Below are 20780 nucleotides of genomic sequence, written 5' to 3' on the forward strand. Positions count from 1 at the left end.
TCAAAGGACTCAGTAGCTCCAGTGAGTTGCATCAGAAAACCAACTTCGCCACCCGGCCCGACCCCCAGGAGTGAGCAGGACATGGACACCCTCAACGACGTACTCAAGGCACTTGCCGCCGACATCGACGAGGTCGAGACCCTCGTCCGGGACATCGACGAGGCCGACTGGAGCAAGCCCACTCCGGCGCCCGGCTGGACCGTCGCGGACCAGGTCGCCCACCTGACCTTCATCTTCCGCCTCGCCAAGACGGCGGCGGCCGACCCGGACACCTTCAAGGGCATCGCCGCGAAGGCATCCCAGAACTTCGACGGAGCCGTCAACGCCGCCCTCCAGCAGTTCAACGGCTTCCCGCCGGGCGAACTGCTCGCCCGCTTCCGCAGCGAAGGCGACGCCTCCGTCGAGGCACTGGCCGCCGTCCCGGAGAACACGGTGGTGCCGTGGCTCGTCAACCCGCTGCCGCCGGCCGTGCTCGCCTCCGCCGGAATCATGGAGCTCTTCGGCCACGGACAGGACATCGCCGACGCCCTCGGGGTGCGCCGCGAACCGACCGGACGACTCCGTCACCTGGCACGGTTCGCGGTCCTCACCCGGGACTTCGGCTACCTCTCCCACGGCCTGACACCGCCCGAGGAGCCGTTCCGCTTCGAGCTCACCACCCCCGTCGGCGAGGTGCTCACCTTCGGCCCCGAGGACGCCACGCAGCGGATCGCCGGCCCCGTGCACGACTTCTGTCTCCTGGTGACCCGACGCCGCCACCGCGACGACCTCGCCCTGACCGCCACCGGCGACGAGGCCGACCGCTGGCTCGACATCGCCCAGGCATACCGCGGCCCCGCCGGAGAGGGCCGGACCCCCGGACAGTTCGCCGACCCGTGCTGCGACTGACCCGCCCCCCGTACCGCCGGGCCCACGGCCCCGTACCCGGAGCCCCCGCCCGCCGGACTCGACCCCGGACCCAGACCACCGCACAGAGCAGAAGCCCACCAGGAGAGACCATGACCAGCCCCCGCCTGCACAGCGTCACCGTGATCGGCTGCGGTCTGATCGGCACCTCCGTCGCTCTGCGCCTGACCCGCGCCGGCATCGCCGTCGCCCTCGCCGACCTCGACCCCACGGCGGTGGCGCTGGCGGCCGGCCGGGGGGCCGGCACCCCGCTGGCCCCCGACGCCCCGCCCGCCGACCTCGTCGTCGTCGCCACCCCGCCGTCCGCCGTCGTGGACACGCTCTACGAGGCCCAGGCCCGCGGTCTGGGCCGCTCCTACACCGATATGGCCGGAGCCAAGGCACTGATCTGGGAGGAGGCCGAACTGCGCGGCTGCGACCTGCGCGGATACGTCCCCGGACACCCGATGGCCGGACGCGAGCTGTCCGGCCCGGCCGCCGCGGACCCCGCCCTCTTCGACGGGCGGCCGTGGATCCTGTGCCCCGGCCCCACCGCTCCGGCCGAGGCCGTGGCCTCCGTCGAGGAACTCGTCGCCCTGTGCGGCGGCATCCCGCACCGGATGACGCCCGGCGCCCACGACGAGGCCGTCGCCACCGTCTCCCACACCCCGATGCTGGTGGCCGCCGTACTCGCCGCACAGCTCGCCGGAACCAGCCCCGAGGTTCTCGCCCTCGCGGGCGGCGGACTGCGCGACACGACCAGGATCGCCGCCTCGGACCCCGGCCTGTGGAGCGACATCCTCACCCACAACGCCCCGGCGGTGGCCGCCGCCGTGGAGCGCGTCGCCGCCGATCTCACCCTGGCCGCAGCCGAGTTGAGGGACGGCAGCGACACCGGCTCGGTCACCGTCGGCGCACTGCTGCTCCAGGGCAACCGCGGGCGGGCCGCCCTGCTCGACGCCACCGGGTCCCGCAATCCAGGAGATGCCCCCTCCCCGACGCGGGTGTGAAGCTGCCACGGCACCGCCCTGGTGGGCGGCCCGACGGGAGAGGGAGAGCAGCGAATGAGCACGGATGTGGCGACGACGGCGGAGACCGTGGGGAAGATCTGGGCCGAGGTGCTCGGAGAGGCGTCCCAGCATGGCTCGGGTGCCACCTTCTTCGAGTCCGGCGGAGAGTCCATCTCTGCCACCCGCCTCGTGATCCGGATCGAGGAGGAGCTCGGCGTCGAGATCGAGGTCGGGGACATCTTCGAGGAGGACCCGAGCCTCGAGTCCCTGATCCGCCTCGTCGAGGCCGACTCCGGCGACGCCCGGGTGACGCCGTGACGGCTGGTCTTCGACGGGTCGCGCCCGACAGCGGCCTCGACGAGGCCGTCGAGATCCTCGAACGCGACGGAGCACTGGTCGTCGAGGACCTCGCCGACGCCGACACCCTCAAGGCGTTGTGGGAGGACCTGAGTCCCGCTCTGGAGGCCCGCGACTACAGCGGCGACTGGTACAACGGCACCCGCACCCGGCGGGTCTCCTCCGTCTTCGCCCGGACCGACCGGCTCACCCCGGTGGTGACGCACCCGCTGTTCCTGGGCTCCGCCCGCCGGATCATGCAGCAGCCGGTCCACGTCTGGATCGGCCGGTCCCGCACCGCCCTCGTTCCGACCGTCCAGATCAGCGGCACCCAGGCCATCCAGATCCACCAGGGCCAGGGGAAGCAGCCCCTGCACCGGGACGACGCGCTCCATCTGCGCCGCCACCCCGGCCCCACCAGCCGGGTGCAGCTGATGCTGGCCATGAGCGACTTCACCGCCGACAACGGCGGCACCCTGGTGATCCCCGGCAGCCACCACTGGGACGACGAGCGCCCCCCGCACGCCGAGGAGGCCATTCCCACCGAGATGCGGGCCGGTTCCGGCCTGATCTGGCTCGGCGGCGTCTACCACGGCGGTGGGGCCAACACCACGGACACCCCGCGCACGGGCCTGACCATCGCCCTGGACCTCGGCAACCTCCGTCAGGAGGAGAACCAGTACCTCGCCGTGCCGCGGGAGTCCGTCCTGGCCTATCCCGAGGAAGTGCGCCGGCTGCTCGGCTACGACCGTTGCCCGCCCGGCCTCGGCTGGTACGAGATGGACGACCCGTACCTCCTCCTGGAGCACGACGGGACCGGGCCCCGTCCGGCCCCCGTCCCGTGAACCCCGGGCATACGCCGGCCGGTACGCACCGGCCGGCTTCTCCGCTCTCCGGCCGGCCATGACGCCCGTCCCGGCCCGTCCCACCACCGAAAACGTCTTCGCGGGAGAACCCATGTCGCAGAAATGCCCCGTCGCACACACCCTCGACACCACGGGCCGGGACATCCACTCCGAGGCCGCGGACCTGCGCGCCCAGGGGCCGGCTGTGCGGGTGGAACTCCCCGGCGGCGTCCACGCGTGGTCCGTCAACGACTACGCGACCGTCCGCAGGATCCTGACCGACCCCAACGTCACCAAGAGCGCCCGCAACCACTGGCCGGACTTCGTCGAGGGCCGCGTCCGCCCCGACTGGGAGATGATCAGCTGGGTGGCCATGGACAACATGGTCACCGCCTACGGCAAGGACCACATCCGGCTGCGGCGCCTCGTCGGCAAAGCCTTCACCCCCCGCCGCACCCAGGCCGTCCGCCCGCTCATCGAGGGCCTCACCAACGGGCTACTCGACGCCCTGGAGACCGCCGCGCCGGGTGAGGTCGTCGACCTGCGCGAGCGCTTCGCCTACCCGCTGCCCGCCATGCTCGTCGCCGAGCTGATCGGCATGTCCGAGGGCGCGCGCGTCGCCACCGCCAAGGTCATCGACATGATGGTGGACACCACCGTCACCCCCGAGCAGGCCCAGGCCGTCCTCCTCAACTGGCGTGGTGCCATGGAGGAACTGGTCGCGCAGAAGCGCGCCGAGCCGGGCGAGGACATCACCAGCGACCTGATCGCGGCCCGCGACGAGGACGGCTCCCGGCTGTCGGAAGCCGAACTGTGCGACACCATCTTCGCCATCCTCGGCGCCGGCTCCGAGACCACCATCAACTTCTTCGACAACGCCATCACCGCCCTGCTCACCCACCCCGAGCAGCTCGAACTCGTCCGGTCCGGCCGCGCCTCGTGGGACGACGTGATCGACGAGACCCTGCGCGTCGAGTCGCCGCTGGCACACCTGCCGCTGCGGTACGCCGTCGAGGACATCGAGCTGGACGGGGTGACGATCCCTCAGGGCGAGCCCATCCTCGTCAACTACAGCGGCGTCGGCCGCGACCCGAAGCTGCACGGGGACGACGCCGACGCGTTCGACATCACCCGCGCCGACAAGGAACACCTGTCGTTCGGTCACGGCCCCCACTACTGCCTGGGCGCGGGTGTCGCCCGTCTGGTGGCCACCGTGGGACTGTCCACCCTCTTCGAGCGCTTCCCCGACCTCTCACTGGCGGTGTCGGCCGACGAACTGCAGCCGCTGCCGACCTTCATCATGAACGGCCACCGAGCGCTGCCGGTGCGCCTGACCGCTCCCGTGCCGGCTGGTGCCGGCGCCCGCTGAACCCGACACGTCGAAGAGCGGCTCCCTCCGCTGTGCGGAGGGAGCCGCTCTCGGTGTGCCGCCGTGGCGGCGTCGGTTCGAAGGACACCGCCACGGGTGGATCAGGACATGTCGCGCGGGCTGTTCTGGTAGGCGGCGAGCCGCCAGGTACCGTCCTCCTTGGCCGCCACCCAGGTGGCGCGCACGGCACGCTCGGCGGCGACGGCGGACTCGCCCGGAGCCAGGACACCGCCCTCGGTGATCACCAGGGCGACGTCCGCGCCGAGGAACTTCAGCGCCAGCGGAGTGCCCGTTACCTGGGTGCCCTTGTACGGGCCCTGGAACGCCCCGGACATGAAGGTCTCGATGTCCGCGCGACCACTGCGGTAGACGCCCGGCAGGATCATCGTGCCGTCGGCCGTGAACACCTGGGCGAAGGCCGCCGCGTCGTGCGTGGCCCATGCCTCGACGATCCGGCCGGGCAGCGCGGCGACGGCCGCCTTGTCCGCGTCGGAGACGGCGGCGCCGGGCGCGGCCGAGGGTGCTGCGTTCATGCTGGTTCCCCTTGTGTGCGTGGACCGGTCGGATCAGACGTAGAGCGTGTTGGGCTCGAGTCCGCACAGGACCCGCCCGTACAACTCGGTGTTGGTGTCGGGGTGCATCAGGGCGTGCAGGCTGACGGCCTGGATGTCCCGGGCGATGCGCTGGATCGCTACCTCGCTGTAGACGGAGGAACCGCCGCTCGCCGAGGCGAGGATGTCCACGGCCTCCTTGGCCAGCCGGATCACCGCGCCCATGTCGGCACGGGCGCGCGCCCGCTCCTCCAGGCTCCACGGCGCGTTCTGCGCGGACTTCGCGTCGACGAGGTCCGCGAGGCGGTGGGCGTGGAACTCGGCCTGGTCGATCTTGAGCGTGGCGTTCGCGACCTGGTGGTGGGTGAGCGGGGCCTCGGCCTGGCTCGTGTAGTTCGTGTACGTGATCTTCCGCTCGGGCAGCCGCTCCAGGAAGGTGTCCCTGGCCGCGCGGGCCATGCCGAGCACCGCGCCGACCGACGAGGCCGAGGCGACCGGCAGCAGCGGGGCACGGTGGATCGCGGACTCGGCGTTCGCCTGCGAGACACCGCCCTGGCCCTGCATGATCACGCCCAGCGGCAGGACACGGTCGGCCGGCACGAAGACGTTCTCGGCGACGGTGGTCACGCTGCCCGTGCCCTTGAGGCCGGAGGTGTTCCAGTCGTCGACGATCTGGAGGTCCGAGAGCGGCACGAGCGCCATGACCGGCATCGGCTCGCTGTCCGGAGCGATCTGGACGGCGACGACGACCTGCCAGTGGGCGTGCAGAGCGCCGCTGATGAAGCCCCACTTGCCGTTGACGACGACGCCGCCCTCGGTGGGGGTGGCCATCGCGCTCGGGCTCAGGGTGCCGCAGATCCGGACGTCCGGGGTGGCGAAGACCTCGTCCTGGACGTGGTCCGGGAACAGGCCGGCCATCCAGGTCGGGATCCAGTACACCGAGGCGGTCCAACCGGTGGAGCCGTCGGCGCGGCCGATCTCGGCCGCCACGTCGACGAGCGTGCGCGCGTCGGCCTCGTAGCCGCCGAAGCGGGCGGGCACCCGCATCCGGAAGATTCCGGCGTCCGCCAGGGCATCGATCGAGTCGTCGTGAATACGCCGGTTCTGCTCCGACCAGGCCGCGTTCTCCCGAAGCTGCGGCACCAGTTCGGACACTCGACGAACAAGCTGTTCCCGCGTAGGAACATCGGTCGTCGTCAGCACCATATCCTCCAAAAGACGTCCCATCTCCGGACGCCGGAAATTGGTCGTCCGCGATACGTGGAGACGACCCTTCCAGCCGCTTGGGACGGCCTGCATCTTCAGGATTGCGCGATCGGTGACGAGAGCCTGGGTGACGTCTGAAGCCGCATCCTGGAAGAAGCCCTGACCAGGGCCAGGCTGCGACCATAAGGCGCGCAGCATGTCTTCGAAAGCGCCTCGTGGAAGAGGGAAGAAATCCGATGACCGATCGTCAGGATATCCCCGCCGGCCCCGCCGAAGGGCGGCGTAAAACCCGCCCGCTGACGGGTGATGAATACATCGAGAGTCTGCGGGACGGCCGGGAGATATACCTCTACGGCGAGCGGGTCAAGGATGTGACCACCCATCCCGCATTCAGAAATCCGATCCGCATGACGGCGCGGATGTACGACGCTCTGCACGACCCGGCCCAGCGTGGAATCCTCACGAAACCGACCGACACCGGAAGCGACGGGTACACCCACAGCTTCTTCACCACCCCGCGCAGCGTCGAGGACCTGGTCGCCGACCAGAAGGCCATCGCGGCGTGGGCTCGGATGGGCTACGGATGGATGGGGCGCAGCCCCGACTACAAGGCGTCGTTCCTGGGCACGCTCGGCGCCAACGCCGACTACTACGCCCCGTACGAGGAGAACGCCCGTCGTTGGTACCGGGAGTCGCAGGAGAAGGTCCTCTTCTGGAACCACGCCATCGTCCACCCGCCGGTCGACCGTGACCGGGCGCCGGACGAGGTCGAGGACGTCTTCATCCACGTCGAGAAGGAGACGGACGCGGGTCTCGTGGTCAGCGGGGCCAAGGTGGTCGCCACCGGCTCCGCCCTGTCCCACTACAACTTCATCGCCCACTTCGGCCTGCCGGTCAAGAAGCGGGAGTTCGCCCTGGTCGCCACCGTTCCCATGGACGCGCCGGGCATGAAGCTGATCTGCCGCCCCTCCTACACCGCGACCGCCGCGGCCATGGGCAGCCCGTTCGACTACCCCTTGTCGTCGCGGCTGGACGAGAACGACACCATCCTCGTCCTCGACAAGGTCCTGATCCCTTGGGAGAACGTCTTCGTTTACGGCCACCTGGGCAAGGTGCAGATGTTCCCCGGCCGGTCCGGCTTCGTCGAGCGCTTCACCTTCCACGGCTGCACGCGCCTCGCCGTCAAACTGGAGTTCATCGCCGGCCTGCTGATCAAGGCCCTGGAGATCACCGGTACCAAGGACTTCCGCGGGGTCCAGAGCCGCGTCGGCGAGGTCCTCGCCTGGCGCAACCTCTTCTGGGGCCTGTCCGACGCCGCCGCCCGCAACCCCGTCGAGTGGAAGAACGGGGCGCTGCTGCCCAATCCGCAGTACGGGATGGCATACCGCTGGTTCATGCAGATCGGCTACCCGCGGATCAAGGAGATCGTGCAGCAGGACGTCGCCAGCGGCCTGATCTACGTCAACTCCGGCGCCGAGGACTTCAAGAACCCCGAGGTGCGGCCGTACCTCGACAAGTTCCTGCGCGGATCGGGCGGAGTGGAGGCCGTGGACCGCGTCAAGGTGATGAAGCTCCTGTGGGACGCGGTCGGCACCGAGTTCGGCGGCCGGCACGAGCTGTACGAGCGCAACTACGCCGGCAACCACGAGAACTCCCGGGTGGAGCTGCTCTTCTCCCAGATGACCTCGGGCCACGTCGACGGCTACAAGGCATTCGTGGACGAGTGTCTGTCCGAGTACGACCTGGACGGCTGGACGGTGCCGGATCTCGCCTCGTTCGACGAGCTGCGCGCCCGGGTCCGCGGTTCCCTGGCGGACGGCTGAGAGCCTGTCGGTCGGAGGCCACCCGACAGCCTCCGAGCGGACACGGTTCCGCCCGCGCTCCCCGGAGGGAACGCGGGCGGACGGGGGACCGGTTCCGAGAGGTCAGGAAGCCAGTTCCAGCGGGGTGTCGGGCGTCGTGATCGTGCGGGTCAGGACCCGGACGAAACCGGCGGCGAACTCCCGCATCGTCGCCTCGTGGAACAGGTTGGTGTTGAAGCCCAGATGGCCGAGCATCTCCCCGGACAGGGGGTCGATGTCCAGCTGGAACATCACGCCGTCCGGGATGTCGGTGGACACGTCCTGTGACAGCATCCGGCGGCGGATCTCGGATATCCGCAGGTCACCGGCCTCCACACCCTCCAGTGCCGGGAACTGGAACACCTGGAAGGCCACCACCCCGAGATCGTCCGCGGCGAACGAGGCTGCCGAGGCGGGCGCCTCGGCCACCACCTGGCCGAACGGCAGGAAGTTCCCGTACGCCTTCAGGCAGGTGGCGCGGGTGCGCAGCACCACCTCGCGGAAGGTCGCCGCGCCGGACAGGTCGGTGCGCAGCGGGACGAAGTTGAAGAACGCGCCGACGGTGTTCTGGAACCGGGCCGGGCCACGGCCGGAGGCCATCGTCGGTACGGCCACATCGGTGGCGCCGAACCGCTCGTTGAGGAAGACCTTGTACGCCGCGAGCAGCACCATGAAGGCCGAACTGCGGGTCTCCTTCGCCACCGCGAGCGCCGCGGAGGTCAGCTCCGCGTCGACCGTGAAGCGGTGCACGGACGTCGTCTTCGGAACGCCGGCGGACTTCAGGTGGTCGCTCGGAACACCGGTGATGGTGGCCCCCTCGAGCTGCTCGCGCCAGTAGGCGCGGGCCTTCACCTCGGCGGTCGGGGCGTAGCGCTCCCGCTCCCAGGCGGCGAAGTCGCGGAACGGGGTCGCCGCCGGCAGCTCCGCGGTCTCCTGCCCGCGACGCCGGGCGTACAGCACTCCGAGGTCGCGGATGATGAGCTGCATGGAGACCTCGTCGGCCGCCGTGTGGTGCACCACCAGGATCAGGACCGCGTCCTCCTCGTCGAACCGTCCCACCACCGCGCGCAGCAGCGGCAGCTCGGTGACGCCGTACCGCCCGCCCTCCAGCTCGATCAGCAGCTCCTCGGCCCGGCGGTCGCGAACCGCCGGGTCCGGCTCGGGGATGTCCCGGACGGTCAGGGACACCGCGGAGGGCGGCAGGATCTCCTGGCGCTGCTCGCCCGGGGTGCGCACGACGGTGGTGCGCAGCGCCTCGTGGCGGGCCACGACGTCGTTCAGCGCCTCCTGAAGCGCTGCCGTGTCGATCTTTCCGGTGAGCCGCCAGCCGCCGACGATGTTGTAGAGGGGCCCGAAGGGGCCCTCCTCGTCACCCTGGTCGAACATGCACAGGAACTCTTGGTTGAAGGAGAGCGGAATACTCATCGGTTCGTCCCAGGTCTCGTGGGGGTCGGGCGTCACTTCCGGCGGGGCGCCACGGGGGCGGCCCCGCCGGAAGGGGTCGGGTCGAAGGGCCGGCCTCAGACCAGCACGGTGTCGGTCTGCGCGGCGGCTTCGAGGAACTCGCCGCGAGAGAGCGCGGCGGCCACCAGCTCGATGTCGTCGGACATGTACCGGTCGCGGTCGAGGGTCGGGACCAGCGAACGGATCTTGTCGTAGGTCGCGCGGCCGGTCGGGCTGAGCTTGTCGAGCCGGCCGGACAGGTCGACGGCCTGGGCGGCGGCCAGGAACTCGACGGCGAGGATGCGGGTGTTGTTGGACAGCACGCGCCGGGCGTTGCGGGCGGCGATCAGGCCCATGCTGACCACGTCCTGGTTGTCTCCGTTGGACGGGACGGACTGCGTGGAGGCGGGGCCGATGGTGCGGTTCTCGGCGACCAGCGCGGTCGCCGGGTACTGGGCACCGGCGAAACCGCTGTTGAGCCCCGGCTCTCCGGCGACGAGGAACTCCGGCAGGCCGTCGCTGAGGTGTCGGTTGAGCAGGCGGTTGGTCCGGCGCTCGGAGAAGACGCCGAGCTGGGTGAGGGCCAGGACGACGAAGTCCATCGCGAAGGCGATCGGCTGGCCGTGGAAGTTCGCGCCGTGGAACACCTCCTTGCCGTCGAAGAAGAGCGGGTTGTCGTTGGAGGAGTTCAGCTCGGTCTGGAGCTTGTCCACGGCGTGGTAGAGGGTGTCGCGGACGGCACCGACCACCTGAGGGATGGCGCGCAGCGTGTACGCCTTCTGGAGGTAGACCTCCGTACGCGAGACGTCGCCGCCACCGCGCTGCTCCTCGGCCTGGTGGCGCAGCTCCGCGTGGTCGAGGACCAGGCCGCTGCCGGCCAGCAGTGCGCGCATGTTGGCCGCGGTGTCGATCTGGCCCTGGTGCGGGCGTGCGATGTCGTGGCCCTCGGCCTGGAACGGGCTGGTCGATCCGCGCAGCACCTCCAGGACGAGCGCGGTGCCGATCTCCGCCTGGCGCACCTGGTCCAGGGCGCGGCCCACGACGAGGGAGCCGAGGCCGGTCATGGCCGAGGTGCCGTTGATGAGGGCGAGGCCCTCCTTGAAGCGGAGCTGCAGCGGCTCGATGCCCTTCTCGCGCAGCACCTGCCCCGTCGGCACCCGCTTGCCGTCCTGGAGGACGTACCCCTCGCCGATCAGCGTGCTCGCGATGTGCGAGAGCGGGGCGAGGTCGCCGCTGGCGCCCAGCGAGCCGATCTCCGGGATGGCGGGGGTGATGCCCAGGTTGAGGTAGAGGGCCAGGCGCTCGAGGAGCTCGGGCCGGACCGCCGAGTAGCCCTTGGAGAGGGCGTTGAGGCGGGCGGCGACGACGGCACGGGCCTCGTCCTGGGCGAAGACCGGGCCCACCCCGGAGCTGTGGCTGCGCACCAGGTTGGTCTGGAGCTCCACCTCCTTGGACGGGTCGACGAGCATGTAGATCATCTCGCCGTAGCCGGTGGTGACGCCGTAGACGGGGGCGCCGTCGTGGATGATCTTCTCGAACTGCGCGCGGCTCCGCGCGGCCTTGGCCAGGGCCTCGGGAGCCACGGCGACCTGGGCGAGGTCCTCGGCGACCCGGCGTACCGCCGGGATGTCGAGGTTCTCGCCGTCGAAGCTGACGCTCGACCCGTCGGAGTCGACCGAGAAGTCGGTTTCGAGCATGGTCACGACATTCACCCCATCATGGATTGGATACGTATACAGGTAGGAAGCCGGCGCGCGGCGGGCGCCGGAGGGCGCTCATCGCGGGGCTGCCGCGAGGTTCGCCAGCGCACGACGGTCGACCTTTCCGCCGGTGTTGTGGGGCAGGCGCGCGAGCGTCACGAACGACACCGCTGGCAGGGCCCGGCCGAACCAGCCGCGCAGCGTCGAACGCCAGGCGGCCGAGTCGTCGGCCGGCGCGTCGGACGGGCCGCCACGCGGCACCACGTACGCCACCAGCCGTTCCACCAGCCCGTCCGCGGCTGTCCGGGCGACGACGGCACACGTGGCCACCGAGGGATCGGTGGCGAGCGCGGCCTCGATGTCGGTGAGTTCCACACGGGCGCCGAGGATCTTGACCAGCGAGTCCGACCGGCCCCGGAACTCCAGCAGTCCGTCCCAGCGCCTGCGTCCCAGGTCCCCGCCGCGGTAGCAGCCCCCGCCGACGAGTCCGGACCCGGCGGGCCCGGCCACGGGGCGGAACGTCTCGTCGGGCCGGTCGGCGCCGACGTAGCCGGGGGTGACGTACGGACCGCACACCACGATGCGGCCGGTGACCCCCGTGGGGCAGGGCCGGTCGTGCTCGTCGAGGACGACCACCTGACGGCCCGGCACCGGACGTCCGACCGGGACGGTTCCGGCGCCGGACGGCCCGCCGACCTCGTGCCAGGTTGCCAGCACGGTCTCGGTGGCGCCGTACAGGTTGACCAGCCGGGCACCAGGCAGTGCGGCGCGCAGGGTGTCGGCGAGCTCCCCGTGCAATGCCTCGCCGGCAAGCAGGAAATGGCTCAGCGAGGGGAGAGACGCCCCCGAGGTGCCGAGCGCGGCGAGCAGTTCGCGGGCGAAGCTCGGCACTGTCTGGAAGTGCGTGATCCGCTCCGACTCCAGCCAGCCGGCCAGCCTCTCCGGGTGGGCCCGGAGCCGGTCCGGGACCGGGCAGAGCGTGGCGCCCGTGGTCAGCGCCGCGAACAGCTCGACCAGCGCGGCGTCGTAACCGGGCTGGGCCCACTGCGCCACGCGGGACCCGGGCCCGATGCCGAAGGCCCCGGTGAACCAGTCGACGAACTGGGCGAAGGTCCGGTGAGTCTGCGGAATGCCCTTGGGCGCCCCGGTCGAGCCGGACGTGTAGGCGATGTACGCCCACCGGTCCGCGGTCGCCGTGGAGAGGCCCGGCGCGGGCGGCGTGCAGGCGCCGCCCGCGCCGGGCAGGGCCCGGGCGGGGGAGTCCGGGCCGGTCGGCGGGTCCGCCGGAAGCGCGTCCGCCGAGATCGGCGGGGCATCGGCCTCCGGCAGGGCGAGGGAATCGAGGTCGAGGACCCGGCCGCTCAGTTCGACGCGGTACCAGGTCGTCAGCGGCGCGGTGGCCGCCTGCTCCCCGGCCACCACCAGACAGTGCGGACGCAGCCCGGCGAGTACCGCCTTGACCCGCTCCCCGGAGTCCCGGGCGGCCAGGCCCACCGCGTGGGCTCCGGCGCCGAGGACGCCGAGCAGCGCCGCGGCCTGGTCGGGGCCGTTCGGCAGCCGCAGCGCCACCGACTTGCCCTCTCCGACCCCGGCAGCGCGCAGCGCGTCCGTGATCCGCTCGGCTCGGGCGCACAACTCGCCATAGCCGACAGCGCCGTGGGGGCCGTCCACCGCCGGGGTACCGGGCGAGGCGAAGGCCGCGGCACGGACCCGCTCATGCACGGGCCGCCCGCTTCCCGCTCCGGCCCCGGTCAGGTCGGCCTCGGCCACAGCCGCCCGGAGTTCCCCGGAGGTCTCCAGCGGGAGCGCGGACACCTGCGCCCCGGGGTCGGCCAGCGCCGCGTCCAGCAGGGTGCGGAGCTGGCCGAGCAGACCGCGGGCGGCCGACGCGTCGAAGGGAACGGTTCGGTACTCCAGGAAGGCCGTGGAGCGGGGTGCGCCGTCGCGCACCGTGAGGGTGAGGTCCGTGTCGGGCAGGGCCCCGCCGGCCCGCAGCCGGCGCACCCGCGCGCCGGCCAGCCGCAGCACGGGTTCGGCCGGGCCCTCCACGACGAACGCGGCGTCCGCGGAGGTCTCCGGTTCCGGTGTGTGAGCCGGTACCGCGATCCGTCCCACCAGTTCGCGGAAGGACGGGTCGCCGGACAGATCCACGCCGACCGCGGTCCGGTCGCCGTCCGTGCCCCGCACGGCCACGACCGGTCGCCTGGTGTCGCGGTGACGTGCGATCAGGCAGCAGTAGGCGGCCAGCAGGACGTCGCTCGGGAGCGCGCCCACGGCCGAAGCCAGGGCTTCGACGGCCCCGGACGGGCCGGTACCCCGCTCGAAGACGGCGAGAGCCGGATCCTCCTCGGTCCCGGCCGTCGCCGAGTACGCGGCCCCCAGGTCCTCGACCAGGGAGGCGAGCCGATGGCCCCCGGCGGCGAACGACCGGTTCACGGCCAGCAGCAGGAGGTGCCCCCCGGCAGCGGGACGCGCCACCACCAGGTGCGCCGCCGGGCCTTGTCCCGCGGGAAAGGCGAGGAGCGCGGGATCGGCCCACAGACGCTCGGCAGCCTGCCACGGACCGGGGTCCGTGACCTCACCGAGCCACGTGAACCAGCGGGCGCCCCCGTCCTGCCCCGCGGCGTCGCCGTCCTGGACGTGGTACCTCCCGGCGACCGCGCGCCAGGCGACACGCAGCGCCGGCACATCGAGGTCGCCGGTCACGGCGTACGCCCGGATCAGCTGAGCCGTCTCGGTCACACCCACTCCCTTCGTCACCGGCCGCGCACGGCTCAGTTCGACGAGACGAGCTCGTCGTCGCGGGACGGGGAGGACGCCTTGGGCGCCGACGTGGCCGCCGCCGGGCGATGCGCGGTGGCGTCCTTGCCGCCGAGCCGGTCCGCGACCGCCGCGCGCACCACGTTCCACAGCACACGGGCGATGAACGCCGGACGCATCATCGCGTCGGGCTTGTCGACCAGACCCGCACCGCGCATGTACGCGGCGGTGACCTTGCCGTCGTGGACGGCCGCCGTCTGGACCAGCTTCAGGAAGGTCTGCGCCATCTTGACCTCCTTGGTGCGCTCGCCCTGGACCCCCGGGAAGGTCAGGTCGACGGCGTTGGTCATCTCCCACGGCGGGTCGATGACATCGCGGGCGAGATCGCGGAAGTACTGCGCGGGGATCGGGGTAGCACCGCTGTGCAGGTGGTCCCGCAGCGTCAGGGCGCCGAGCGCGGCGGCCGTCATGCCCTGGGCGTAGACCGGGTTGAAGGTGGTGACGGCGTCGCCGGTGACCAGCAGGCCCAGCGGGAAGCGGTCCAAGTCCTCGTAGTGGCGGCGCAGCGTCGTCGGGAAGCGGAAGGCGACCGGCTCGTCCAGCGGCACGGCGTGCTGGAGCGCCTCGTGGATGTCCGGGACCGCCAGCGACTTCACCCAGGCGTACAGGCCCTCCTGGTCGGTGGGCGGGTGGTCGCCGAGCAGGCCGTACGTGGTCAGCTCCACGCGGTCGCCGTCGGTCTTGGTGAAGATGGCCCCGCGGGGCAGCGAGGGCGAAGCCACCGGGTTGATGGACAGGTCTCCGTCGTACGGGTCCTCCAGCAGCTTGTAGTGCTGGGTTACGTAGCCGAGACCGATCTTCTTGCGCTCCTCGGTCACGCGCGGGTAGCCGAGCTCCTCCAGCCACACCGGGGTACGCGAGCCACGGCCGGTCGCGTCGACCACGAGGTCGGCCTCGACGACCTCCTCGCCGCCCTTCTTCCCGGCCAGGCTCTGGACGCGGACGCCGGTGACCCGGCTGCGGTCCGCGGTCGTCACCAGACCCAGGATGTCGTGCTGTTCACGGAAGGAGACGGCCGGCAGCGCCGCCGTGCGCCGGCGGATGTGCTTCTCCAGCATGGGACGGCTCGCCGCCACACAGGTCAGACCCGCGACCTCGGGCTTCAGGCGCTTGCCGTTGAAGTACCAGCGCACGTGCCCGGCGAGGTCACCGGTGGGAACGCCGTCCGCGAAGATCTCCTCGGTGATACCGGGGTACATCTCCTCCATGGCGAGCTGGCCGCGAGCCAGCAGGCCGTTGATGTGTCGGCTCTGGGGGCAGTGCTTGCGCGGCCCCTCCACCCCGACCAGGACGTCGCGGTCCACAATGAGCACGTCGTCATAGGCATCGGCGAGCACTCTGGCCGCGAACAGGCCGGCGATGCTTCCGCCGAGTACCACCGCGCGAGTACCGGTCTTGTCGCCCGACACGGATACCTCCTCGAAATTTCCCGGAATGGGGTGGAAAGCTGGGTCTGGTCTGCAATCAGGTGATCGGCTCCAGAGGAGCCGATCGTCGCGCCCCGGCTCACCGCGGCGCATCTCCTGGTGTGCTGCCCCGGTCGCCGCGCCGTGCGGCCCCGGCGGCCCGGCGCTCAGAGGCCGCCGGTGGCGCCGAAACGAGCACGGGCGAGTTCACGGTTGGCCGCGGTGAACAGGAAGACCGCGATACCGGCATGGCTCTGCTGCATGGACATGTCGCGCCAGATCCGCTCCATGCGCTCGCCGTTGCGGACGGCGCTGGAACCGGCGGTCGGGAAGAGATAGCCCTCGACCGCCCGCCAGCTCATCCGCACCGCCTCACGGCAGACCGTGGCGACCCGCAGCTCCTGCTCGGGAGTGACGTCCTTCCGGGCCGCGATCTCGTCCCACATCCGGATCGCGCCCAGCAACCCGGCCTCCGCGGAGTGCACCAGGCCCGCGGCCTCGCCGTACCAGTACTGGAAATCGGGATCCTCGAAACGGGTCACGACAGGCGGGAACAGCGTCTGCCGCGACCGCATCAGCTCCTCGTACGCGTCGAGAGCCCCCTTGGCCATGCCGACCGCGAGCGCCGCGTCCTCCAGGATCATGAAACTCAGTGGCCCGCCGCCGTACATCGGATTGCCGTGCAGCGCGCGACCCGGGGTCCCGTCGGCCACGTTCACCTGACTCAGGTGGGTGTCCAGGGTGAAGTGGTCCGGGATCACCCCGGCCTCGATCCGCAGACCGTGCGAGCCGCTGCCCCGCAGACCGAGCTGCGCACCCCAGTCGTCCAGCCGGGTGAACGTCTCGCGCGGAGCGATGAACAGCAGCGGGCGCACACCCTCGCCGTCGTCCACGAGCGTGTGGCCGAGGAAGTGCGTGGCGTACGGAGACCCGGAGCAGTAGCGCCAGGTGCCCTCGATCTGCCACCGGCCGTCCGGCATGCGCCGGCCCGTGCCGTTCGGGGCCACCGTGGAGGGGCACAGGAAGTCGCCGCCGGCGAAGACCTCCGCCTGCGCCCGCTCGTCGAACAGCGTCGCCACCGCGTGCGCGTGTGCCGCGCCCAGGCAGTACATCCACCCCGTCGAAGGGCAGCCCCGGGACAGCGCGACGACCACGCGCATGAACGTCTCGACGCCGAACTCGTATCCGCCGTAGCGTCGCGGCACGAGGATCCGGTAGAAGCCCGCCCTGCGGAACGCCTCGTGGGTGTCCTCGGCGTAGAAGCCGCGCTGCTCCGTCTCGGCCTGACGGCTGATCAGGCCCCGGGCCAGCTCCTCGGCCCTTGCCACGACCTCGTCCGGGGTCAGTCCGATCTCGGGCACCGGGACGGCGGTCCGTTCGGGAGCACTCGCGGCGGTGACTGTCATTGCTTCGCGGTTTCCTTCGCCTTGGATGAAGCCGCCCCACGGGACAGGGCACCCGCCCCTGCGGTGCCGCGTGACGACCCTGGCCCACGGCCATGGCTCGCAGCGTCGCACCCGCCCGCCGACGCGGCATCTCCTTGATTGCGCAGCGCCTTCGAGACCCCCCGGAACGCCATGGCGCGCCGACGGCGGGACAGGACCGCACACGGGAAGATGCGGCGCGCGCCGGGGCGGTGCGATCGTCGGACGGCCCGGTCCGTCGCGCCGGCGCGACGGACCCGCCACCCCGACGACCTGGAGTCCCGTTGAGAACCGCGCACCGCACATGCCCCGTCTGTGACGCCGTCTGCGGACTGCGGATCGAGCTTGACGCCGACGACCGGGTCACCGACGTCCGAGGAGACAAGGACGACCCGTTCTCGCGCGGCTACGTCTGCCCCAAGGGCGCCAGCCTGGGTCGGATCGACGAGGACCCCGACCGGCTGCGCGTGCCGATGATCCGCACCGGCGACCAGTGGCGCGAGGCCACCTGGGACGAGGCGTTCCGAGCCGTCGAGGAGGGCCTGACGGGCGTCGTCGAACGCCACGGCCGCCAAGCCGTGGCCGCCTACTTCGGCAACCCCACCTTCCACACCATGGGCGGCATCTTCTACCGGGGCCCGCTCTCCCAGTCCCTGGGCACCACCAACCTCTACAGCGCGGGCACCATCGACCAGATGCCCAAGCACGTCTCGTGCGGGCTGATGTTCGGCAACGCCATGGCGATCTCCGTGCCCGACCTGGACCGCACCGACCACCTGCTGATCATCGGAGCCAACCCGGCCGAGTCGCACGGCTCGCTGTGCGCCGCCCCGGACTTCCCCGGCCGGCTGAAGGCCATCCGGAACCGCGGCGGCCGTATCGTCGTCGTCGACCCGCGCCGCACCCGCACGGCCGACCTCGCCGACGAGCACGTCTTCGTCCGCCCCGGCACCGATGCCCTGCTGCTGTTCGCCCTGGTCCACACCCTGCTCGCGGAGAACCTCACCACCGTTCGCGTCGAGACCGAGGGCATCGAGGAGCTGCGGGCGCACGCCGCCCCCTTCACCCCCGACGCGGTGTCCGCCGCCACCGGCGTACCCGGCGAGACCATCGTCCGCCTCGCCCGCGAACTGGCCGCCGCGCCCACCGCAGCCGTCTACACCCGCATGGGCACCAGCACCGCCGACTTCGGCACCCTCACCCAGTACCTGGTGGACGTCCTCAACACCCTCACCGGCAACCTCGACCGGCCCGGCGGCGTCATGTTCACCCGCCCCGCCACCCTCGAAGTGCCCTGGGGACCGCGACCCTTCACCTCCGGCCGCTGGCACAGCCGGGTCAGGGGACTGCCCGAGGCCCTCGGGGAACTGCCCGTCGCGACCCTCGCCGACGAGATGGAGACCCCCGGAGAAGGACAGGTCAAGGCGCTCGTCTGTGTCGCGGGGAACCTCGTCCTGTCCGCGCCCAACGGCCCCCGCCTCGGACAAGCCCTCGACGACCTGGACTTCATGGTCTGCGTCGACCCGTACCTGAACGAGACCACCCGGCGGGCCCATGTGATCCTGCCCCCGCCGCGCATGATGCAGATGCCGCACTACGACCTGCTGCTGCTCACCGTCACCGTGCGCAACTACACCCGCTTCTCGCCGCCGGTCCTCCCACTCGAACCCGGTCAGCTGTCCGAGGCCGAGATCATGGCCCGGCTCTGTCTGATCGCCGCCGGCCAGGGCGCCGACGCCGACCCCGCCGGCGTCGACGAGATGGTGCTCGGCGAACTCCTCGGCGCCGGAGTGCAGATCCCCGGCTCGCCCTTCGAGGGCATGGAGATCGCCGAGGCCCGCGCCCTTCTCGACGGTGACAGCGGCCCCGAGCTGATGCTCGATGCCATGCTCCGCCTCGGCCCGTACGGACTCTCCCTCGCCGAACTGCGCAAGCACCCCCACGGGATCGACCTCGGACCCCTCGAACCCCGGCTGAACGAAGTGCTCAGCACGGAGTCCGGGCTCGTCCGGCTCGCCCCCGCCGAACTGGGCCAGGAGATCGGCCGGCTGCGCGCACGTCTGGCCACGCCGACCCCGCCCACCCTCCTCATCGGCCGACGCCAGCTACGCTCCAACAACAGCTGGCTGCACAACGTGCCGTCACTGATGGGCGGAACCAACCAGTGCACGCTCCACATCCACCCGGACGACGTGGCCCGGCTGGGACTGGACACCCACGCACGGGTCGTCTCCGCCACCGGCGACCTGGTCGTGCCCATCGAGCCCAACGACCGCATCATGCCGGGCGTCGTCAGCCTGCCCCACGGATGGGGACACGCCGGATCCGCCCAGCACACCGCCGCGCAGCACCCGGGCGTGAACGCCAACGCCCTCACCGACGACTCCGTGATCGACGCGCTCTCCGGCAACGCCGTCTTCAACGGCGCACCGGTGACGCTCACCCCCGCACCGGCACCCGACGCGACCGACGCCCCGAGGCCCCTGCTCCCGGTCGTCACTGCCTGAGAGCCCTCCGGCCGGCCGCAGGCCACCCGACAGGGTTCCGAGGCCGCCCCGTGTTCCGCACCGAACCCCCGACTGGAGGCCCCATGCACCCCGCCCCGGATGACGCCGTCGTCATCGAGGCATGGCTGTCCGAATTCCCGTTCCCCGACTTCCTGGAACCGATCAGGGAACGCGCCCGGGAGTTCGAGAAGGCCCACCCCGGCTACCGGATCGACCTCCGGGGCTTCTCCTACGAGGAACTTCCCGACGCGATCGCGCGAGCGGCGTCCGAGGGCCGCGCCCCCGCCATCGCCACCTACTACGCCGGAGCCTCGCAGCTGGCCCGCGACGCACGGAACCAGGACGGCAGCCCGCTCTTCGTGTCCGTGGAGAAGGTCGTCGCAGGCCGCACCGAGATCCTCGGCGAGCCGGTCGTCCTCGGTGACTTCCTGCCGGGCGTGCGCGAGTACTACACCGTCGACGGAGACTTCGCGACGATGCCGCTGACCCTCTCGACGATGCTCCTGTACGCCAACACCAGCGTGCTGCGCCGGGCCGGCGTCGACGCCGCCCCACGCACCTGGGAGGAGACCACGGCCGCGTGCGAGGCCGTCGGCCGACTCGCGGACGGACCCGGACACGGCATCGCCTGGCCCGTGGACGGCAAGTTCCTCCAGCACGCCGTCGCCCAGCAGGGTGCCCTGCTCGCCGACGCGGGCAACGGACGACACGGCCGGGCCACCCGGGTCGACCTGGCGTCCGACGCGGTCAACGCCTACGTGCAATGGTGGCGCGACCTACACCGGTCCGGCCACTACCTGCACACCGGCGTGCTGGAGGACTGGGCCGGCACCTTCAAGGCATTCGCCGCCCAGGAGGTGGCCCTGCGGTTCAGCTCCTCCTTCGACGCCAACTACATGGTGCGCGCGGCAGCGGCTTCCGGCTTCGACATCGAGGTCGGAGTCCTGCCCCGCAACGGCGCCCTGCCCTGCGCGGGCAACTGGATCGGCGGGGACTCGCTGTGGCTCGCCGACGGGCTCGACGAGGCCACCCGCGACGGGGCACTGGCGTTCATGCAGTACCTGAACAGCCCCCGCGCCGCCGCGGCCTGGCACCGGGCCAGCGGCTCCGCCCCGGCTACGTACGGGTGCATCGCCCTGCTGGAAGAGGAAGGCTGGTTCGACGAGCACCCGCACCACCGCGCCACCAGCGAGCAGCTCGAACTGCGCACCGGCCCGCCCGAGGCACACGGCGCCGTGCTGGGCGCCTTCCACGCGGTGCAGATCGTGTTCATGGAGGCGATGGAGGAGATCCTCACCGAAGGCGCCGACCCGGACGCCCGGCTCTCCCGGGCCACCACCGACGCCCAGGCCCACCTCGACGCGTATAACGCCTACGCGCTCGGCACCGGGCCGAAGACCCCCGACTGCCTCACCGTCCGCATCTGACGGCCGAGAG

At 71.5% G+C, this 20780-nt stretch carries 15 protein-coding genes; 8 read left to right on the top strand and 7 right to left on the bottom strand.

The features are described 5' to 3' along the window. Nucleotides 1-81 precede the first annotated feature (81 nt). From OG393_RS35110 to OG393_RS35130, 5 genes are all read left to right on the top strand, one after another. Nucleotides 82-888, top strand: a complete 807-nt coding sequence (locus OG393_RS35110) for a TIGR03084 family metal-binding protein (RefSeq protein ID WP_327379119.1) — start codon at nucleotides 82-84, stop codon at nucleotides 886-888. A 110-nt stretch (nucleotides 889-998) separates the two neighbouring features. Further along, nucleotides 999-1895 (top strand): prephenate dehydrogenase, encoded by an 897-nt coding sequence (locus OG393_RS35115; protein WP_327379120.1) that lies wholly within the window; start codon nucleotides 999-1001, stop codon nucleotides 1893-1895. Nucleotides 1896-1949: 54 nt separating this feature from the next. After that, nucleotides 1950-2213 (top strand): phosphopantetheine-binding protein, encoded by a 264-nt coding sequence (locus OG393_RS35120; protein ID WP_327379121.1) that lies wholly within the window; start codon nucleotides 1950-1952, stop codon nucleotides 2211-2213. Continuing rightward, nucleotides 2210-3076, top strand: a complete 867-nt coding sequence (locus tag OG393_RS35125; protein WP_327379122.1) for a phytanoyl-CoA dioxygenase family protein — start codon at nucleotides 2210-2212, stop codon at nucleotides 3074-3076. Before OG393_RS35120 ends, OG393_RS35125 begins: the two co-directional genes overlap by 4 nt. A 112-nt stretch (nucleotides 3077-3188) precedes the next feature. Beyond that, the gene (locus OG393_RS35130) at nucleotides 3189-4445 is read left to right on the top strand and encodes a cytochrome P450 family protein (protein ID WP_327379124.1); all 1257 of its coding nucleotides are present in this window, start codon (nucleotides 3189-3191) and stop codon (nucleotides 4443-4445) included. 101 nt (nucleotides 4446-4546) lie between these two features. On the opposite strand, the gene OG393_RS35135 is transcribed toward OG393_RS35130, so the two are convergent. After that, nucleotides 4547-4978: an SgcJ/EcaC family oxidoreductase gene (locus OG393_RS35135; RefSeq protein WP_327379125.1), complete on the bottom strand. Its 432-nt coding sequence runs from the start codon at nucleotides 4976-4978 to the stop codon at nucleotides 4547-4549. A gap of 33 nt (nucleotides 4979-5011) precedes the next feature. Further along, nucleotides 5012-6202, bottom strand: coding sequence for an acyl-CoA dehydrogenase family protein (locus OG393_RS35140; RefSeq protein WP_327379126.1), 1191 nt, complete (start codon nucleotides 6200-6202; stop codon nucleotides 5012-5014). A gap of 236 nt (nucleotides 6203-6438) precedes the next feature. On the opposite strand from OG393_RS35140, the gene OG393_RS35145 reads away from it, so the two are divergent. Further along, nucleotides 6439-8025 (top strand): 4-hydroxyphenylacetate 3-hydroxylase family protein, encoded by a 1587-nt coding sequence (locus OG393_RS35145; protein ID WP_327379127.1) that lies wholly within the window; start codon nucleotides 6439-6441, stop codon nucleotides 8023-8025. 102 nt (nucleotides 8026-8127) lie between these two features. Here OG393_RS35145 and OG393_RS35150 read toward each other — a convergent pair whose 3' ends face one another. The 5 genes from OG393_RS35150 to OG393_RS35170 all read right to left on the bottom strand — a co-directional run bounded on the left by OG393_RS35150 (nucleotide 8128) and on the right by OG393_RS35170 (nucleotide 16818). Then, on the bottom strand, nucleotides 8128-9468 hold the full coding sequence (locus tag OG393_RS35150) for a condensation domain-containing protein (protein WP_327379128.1): 1341 nt from the start codon (nucleotides 9466-9468) through the stop codon (nucleotides 8128-8130). 95 nt (nucleotides 9469-9563) lie between these two features. Next, entirely contained in the window at nucleotides 9564-11189 is a 1626-nt protein-coding gene (gene cmdF, locus OG393_RS35155) for a tyrosine 2,3-aminomutase (protein ID WP_442817458.1), read from the bottom strand. Between the two features lie 72 nt (nucleotides 11190-11261). Further along, nucleotides 11262-13928, bottom strand: a complete 2667-nt coding sequence (locus OG393_RS35160) for an AMP-binding protein (RefSeq protein WP_327379129.1) — start codon at nucleotides 13926-13928, stop codon at nucleotides 11262-11264. Between the two features lie 32 nt (nucleotides 13929-13960). Next, nucleotides 13961-15385, bottom strand: a complete 1425-nt coding sequence (locus tag OG393_RS35165; RefSeq protein WP_327379172.1) for an NAD(P)/FAD-dependent oxidoreductase — start codon at nucleotides 15383-15385, stop codon at nucleotides 13961-13963. Nucleotides 15386-15579: 194 nt separating this feature from the next. Then, nucleotides 15580-16818: an acyl-CoA dehydrogenase family protein gene (locus OG393_RS35170; RefSeq protein ID WP_327379130.1), complete on the bottom strand. Its 1239-nt coding sequence runs from the start codon at nucleotides 16816-16818 to the stop codon at nucleotides 15580-15582. 302 nt (nucleotides 16819-17120) lie between these two features. On the opposite strand from OG393_RS35170, the gene OG393_RS35175 reads away from it, so the two are divergent. Beyond that, nucleotides 17121-19343 carry a molybdopterin-dependent oxidoreductase gene (locus tag OG393_RS35175; protein WP_327379131.1) on the top strand — a complete coding sequence of 741 codons (2223 nt, stop codon included), beginning with the start codon at nucleotides 17121-17123 and terminating at the stop codon, nucleotides 19341-19343. Between the two features lie 83 nt (nucleotides 19344-19426). After that, a complete protein-coding gene (locus tag OG393_RS35180) occupies nucleotides 19427-20770 on the top strand; it encodes an extracellular solute-binding protein (protein ID WP_327379132.1) in 1344 nt (447 codons plus the stop codon). Nucleotides 20771-20780: the final 10 nt, after the last annotated feature.

The organism is Streptomyces sp. NBC_01216 (genome assembly GCF_035994945.1).
GTDB lineage: Bacteria > Actinomycetota > Actinomycetes > Streptomycetales > Streptomycetaceae > Streptomyces.

Coding starts and splice junctions, on each gene's coding strand:
- OG393_RS35150 (WP_327379128.1), bottom strand. CDS start 9,468: ATGAGTATTCCGCTCTCCTTCAACCAAGAGTTCCTGTGCATGTTCGAC.
- OG393_RS35130 (WP_327379124.1), top strand. CDS start 3,189: ATGTCGCAGAAATGCCCCGTCGCACACACCCTCGACACCACGGGCCGG.
- OG393_RS35170 (WP_327379130.1), bottom strand. CDS start 16,818: ATGACAGTCACCGCCGCGAGTGCTCCCGAACGGACCGCCGTCCCGGTG.
- OG393_RS35140 (WP_327379126.1), bottom strand. CDS start 6,202: ATGGTGCTGACGACGACCGATGTTCCTACGCGGGAACAGCTTGTTCGT.
- OG393_RS35135 (WP_327379125.1), bottom strand. CDS start 4,978: ATGAACGCAGCACCCTCGGCCGCGCCCGGCGCCGCCGTCTCCGACGCG.
- OG393_RS35115 (WP_327379120.1), top strand. CDS start 999: ATGACCAGCCCCCGCCTGCACAGCGTCACCGTGATCGGCTGCGGTCTG.
- OG393_RS35120 (WP_327379121.1), top strand. CDS start 1,950: ATGAGCACGGATGTGGCGACGACGGCGGAGACCGTGGGGAAGATCTGG.
- OG393_RS35180 (WP_327379132.1), top strand. CDS start 19,427: ATGCACCCCGCCCCGGATGACGCCGTCGTCATCGAGGCATGGCTGTCC.
- OG393_RS35110 (WP_327379119.1), top strand. CDS start 82: ATGGACACCCTCAACGACGTACTCAAGGCACTTGCCGCCGACATCGAC.
- OG393_RS35145 (WP_327379127.1), top strand. CDS start 6,439: ATGACCGATCGTCAGGATATCCCCGCCGGCCCCGCCGAAGGGCGGCGT.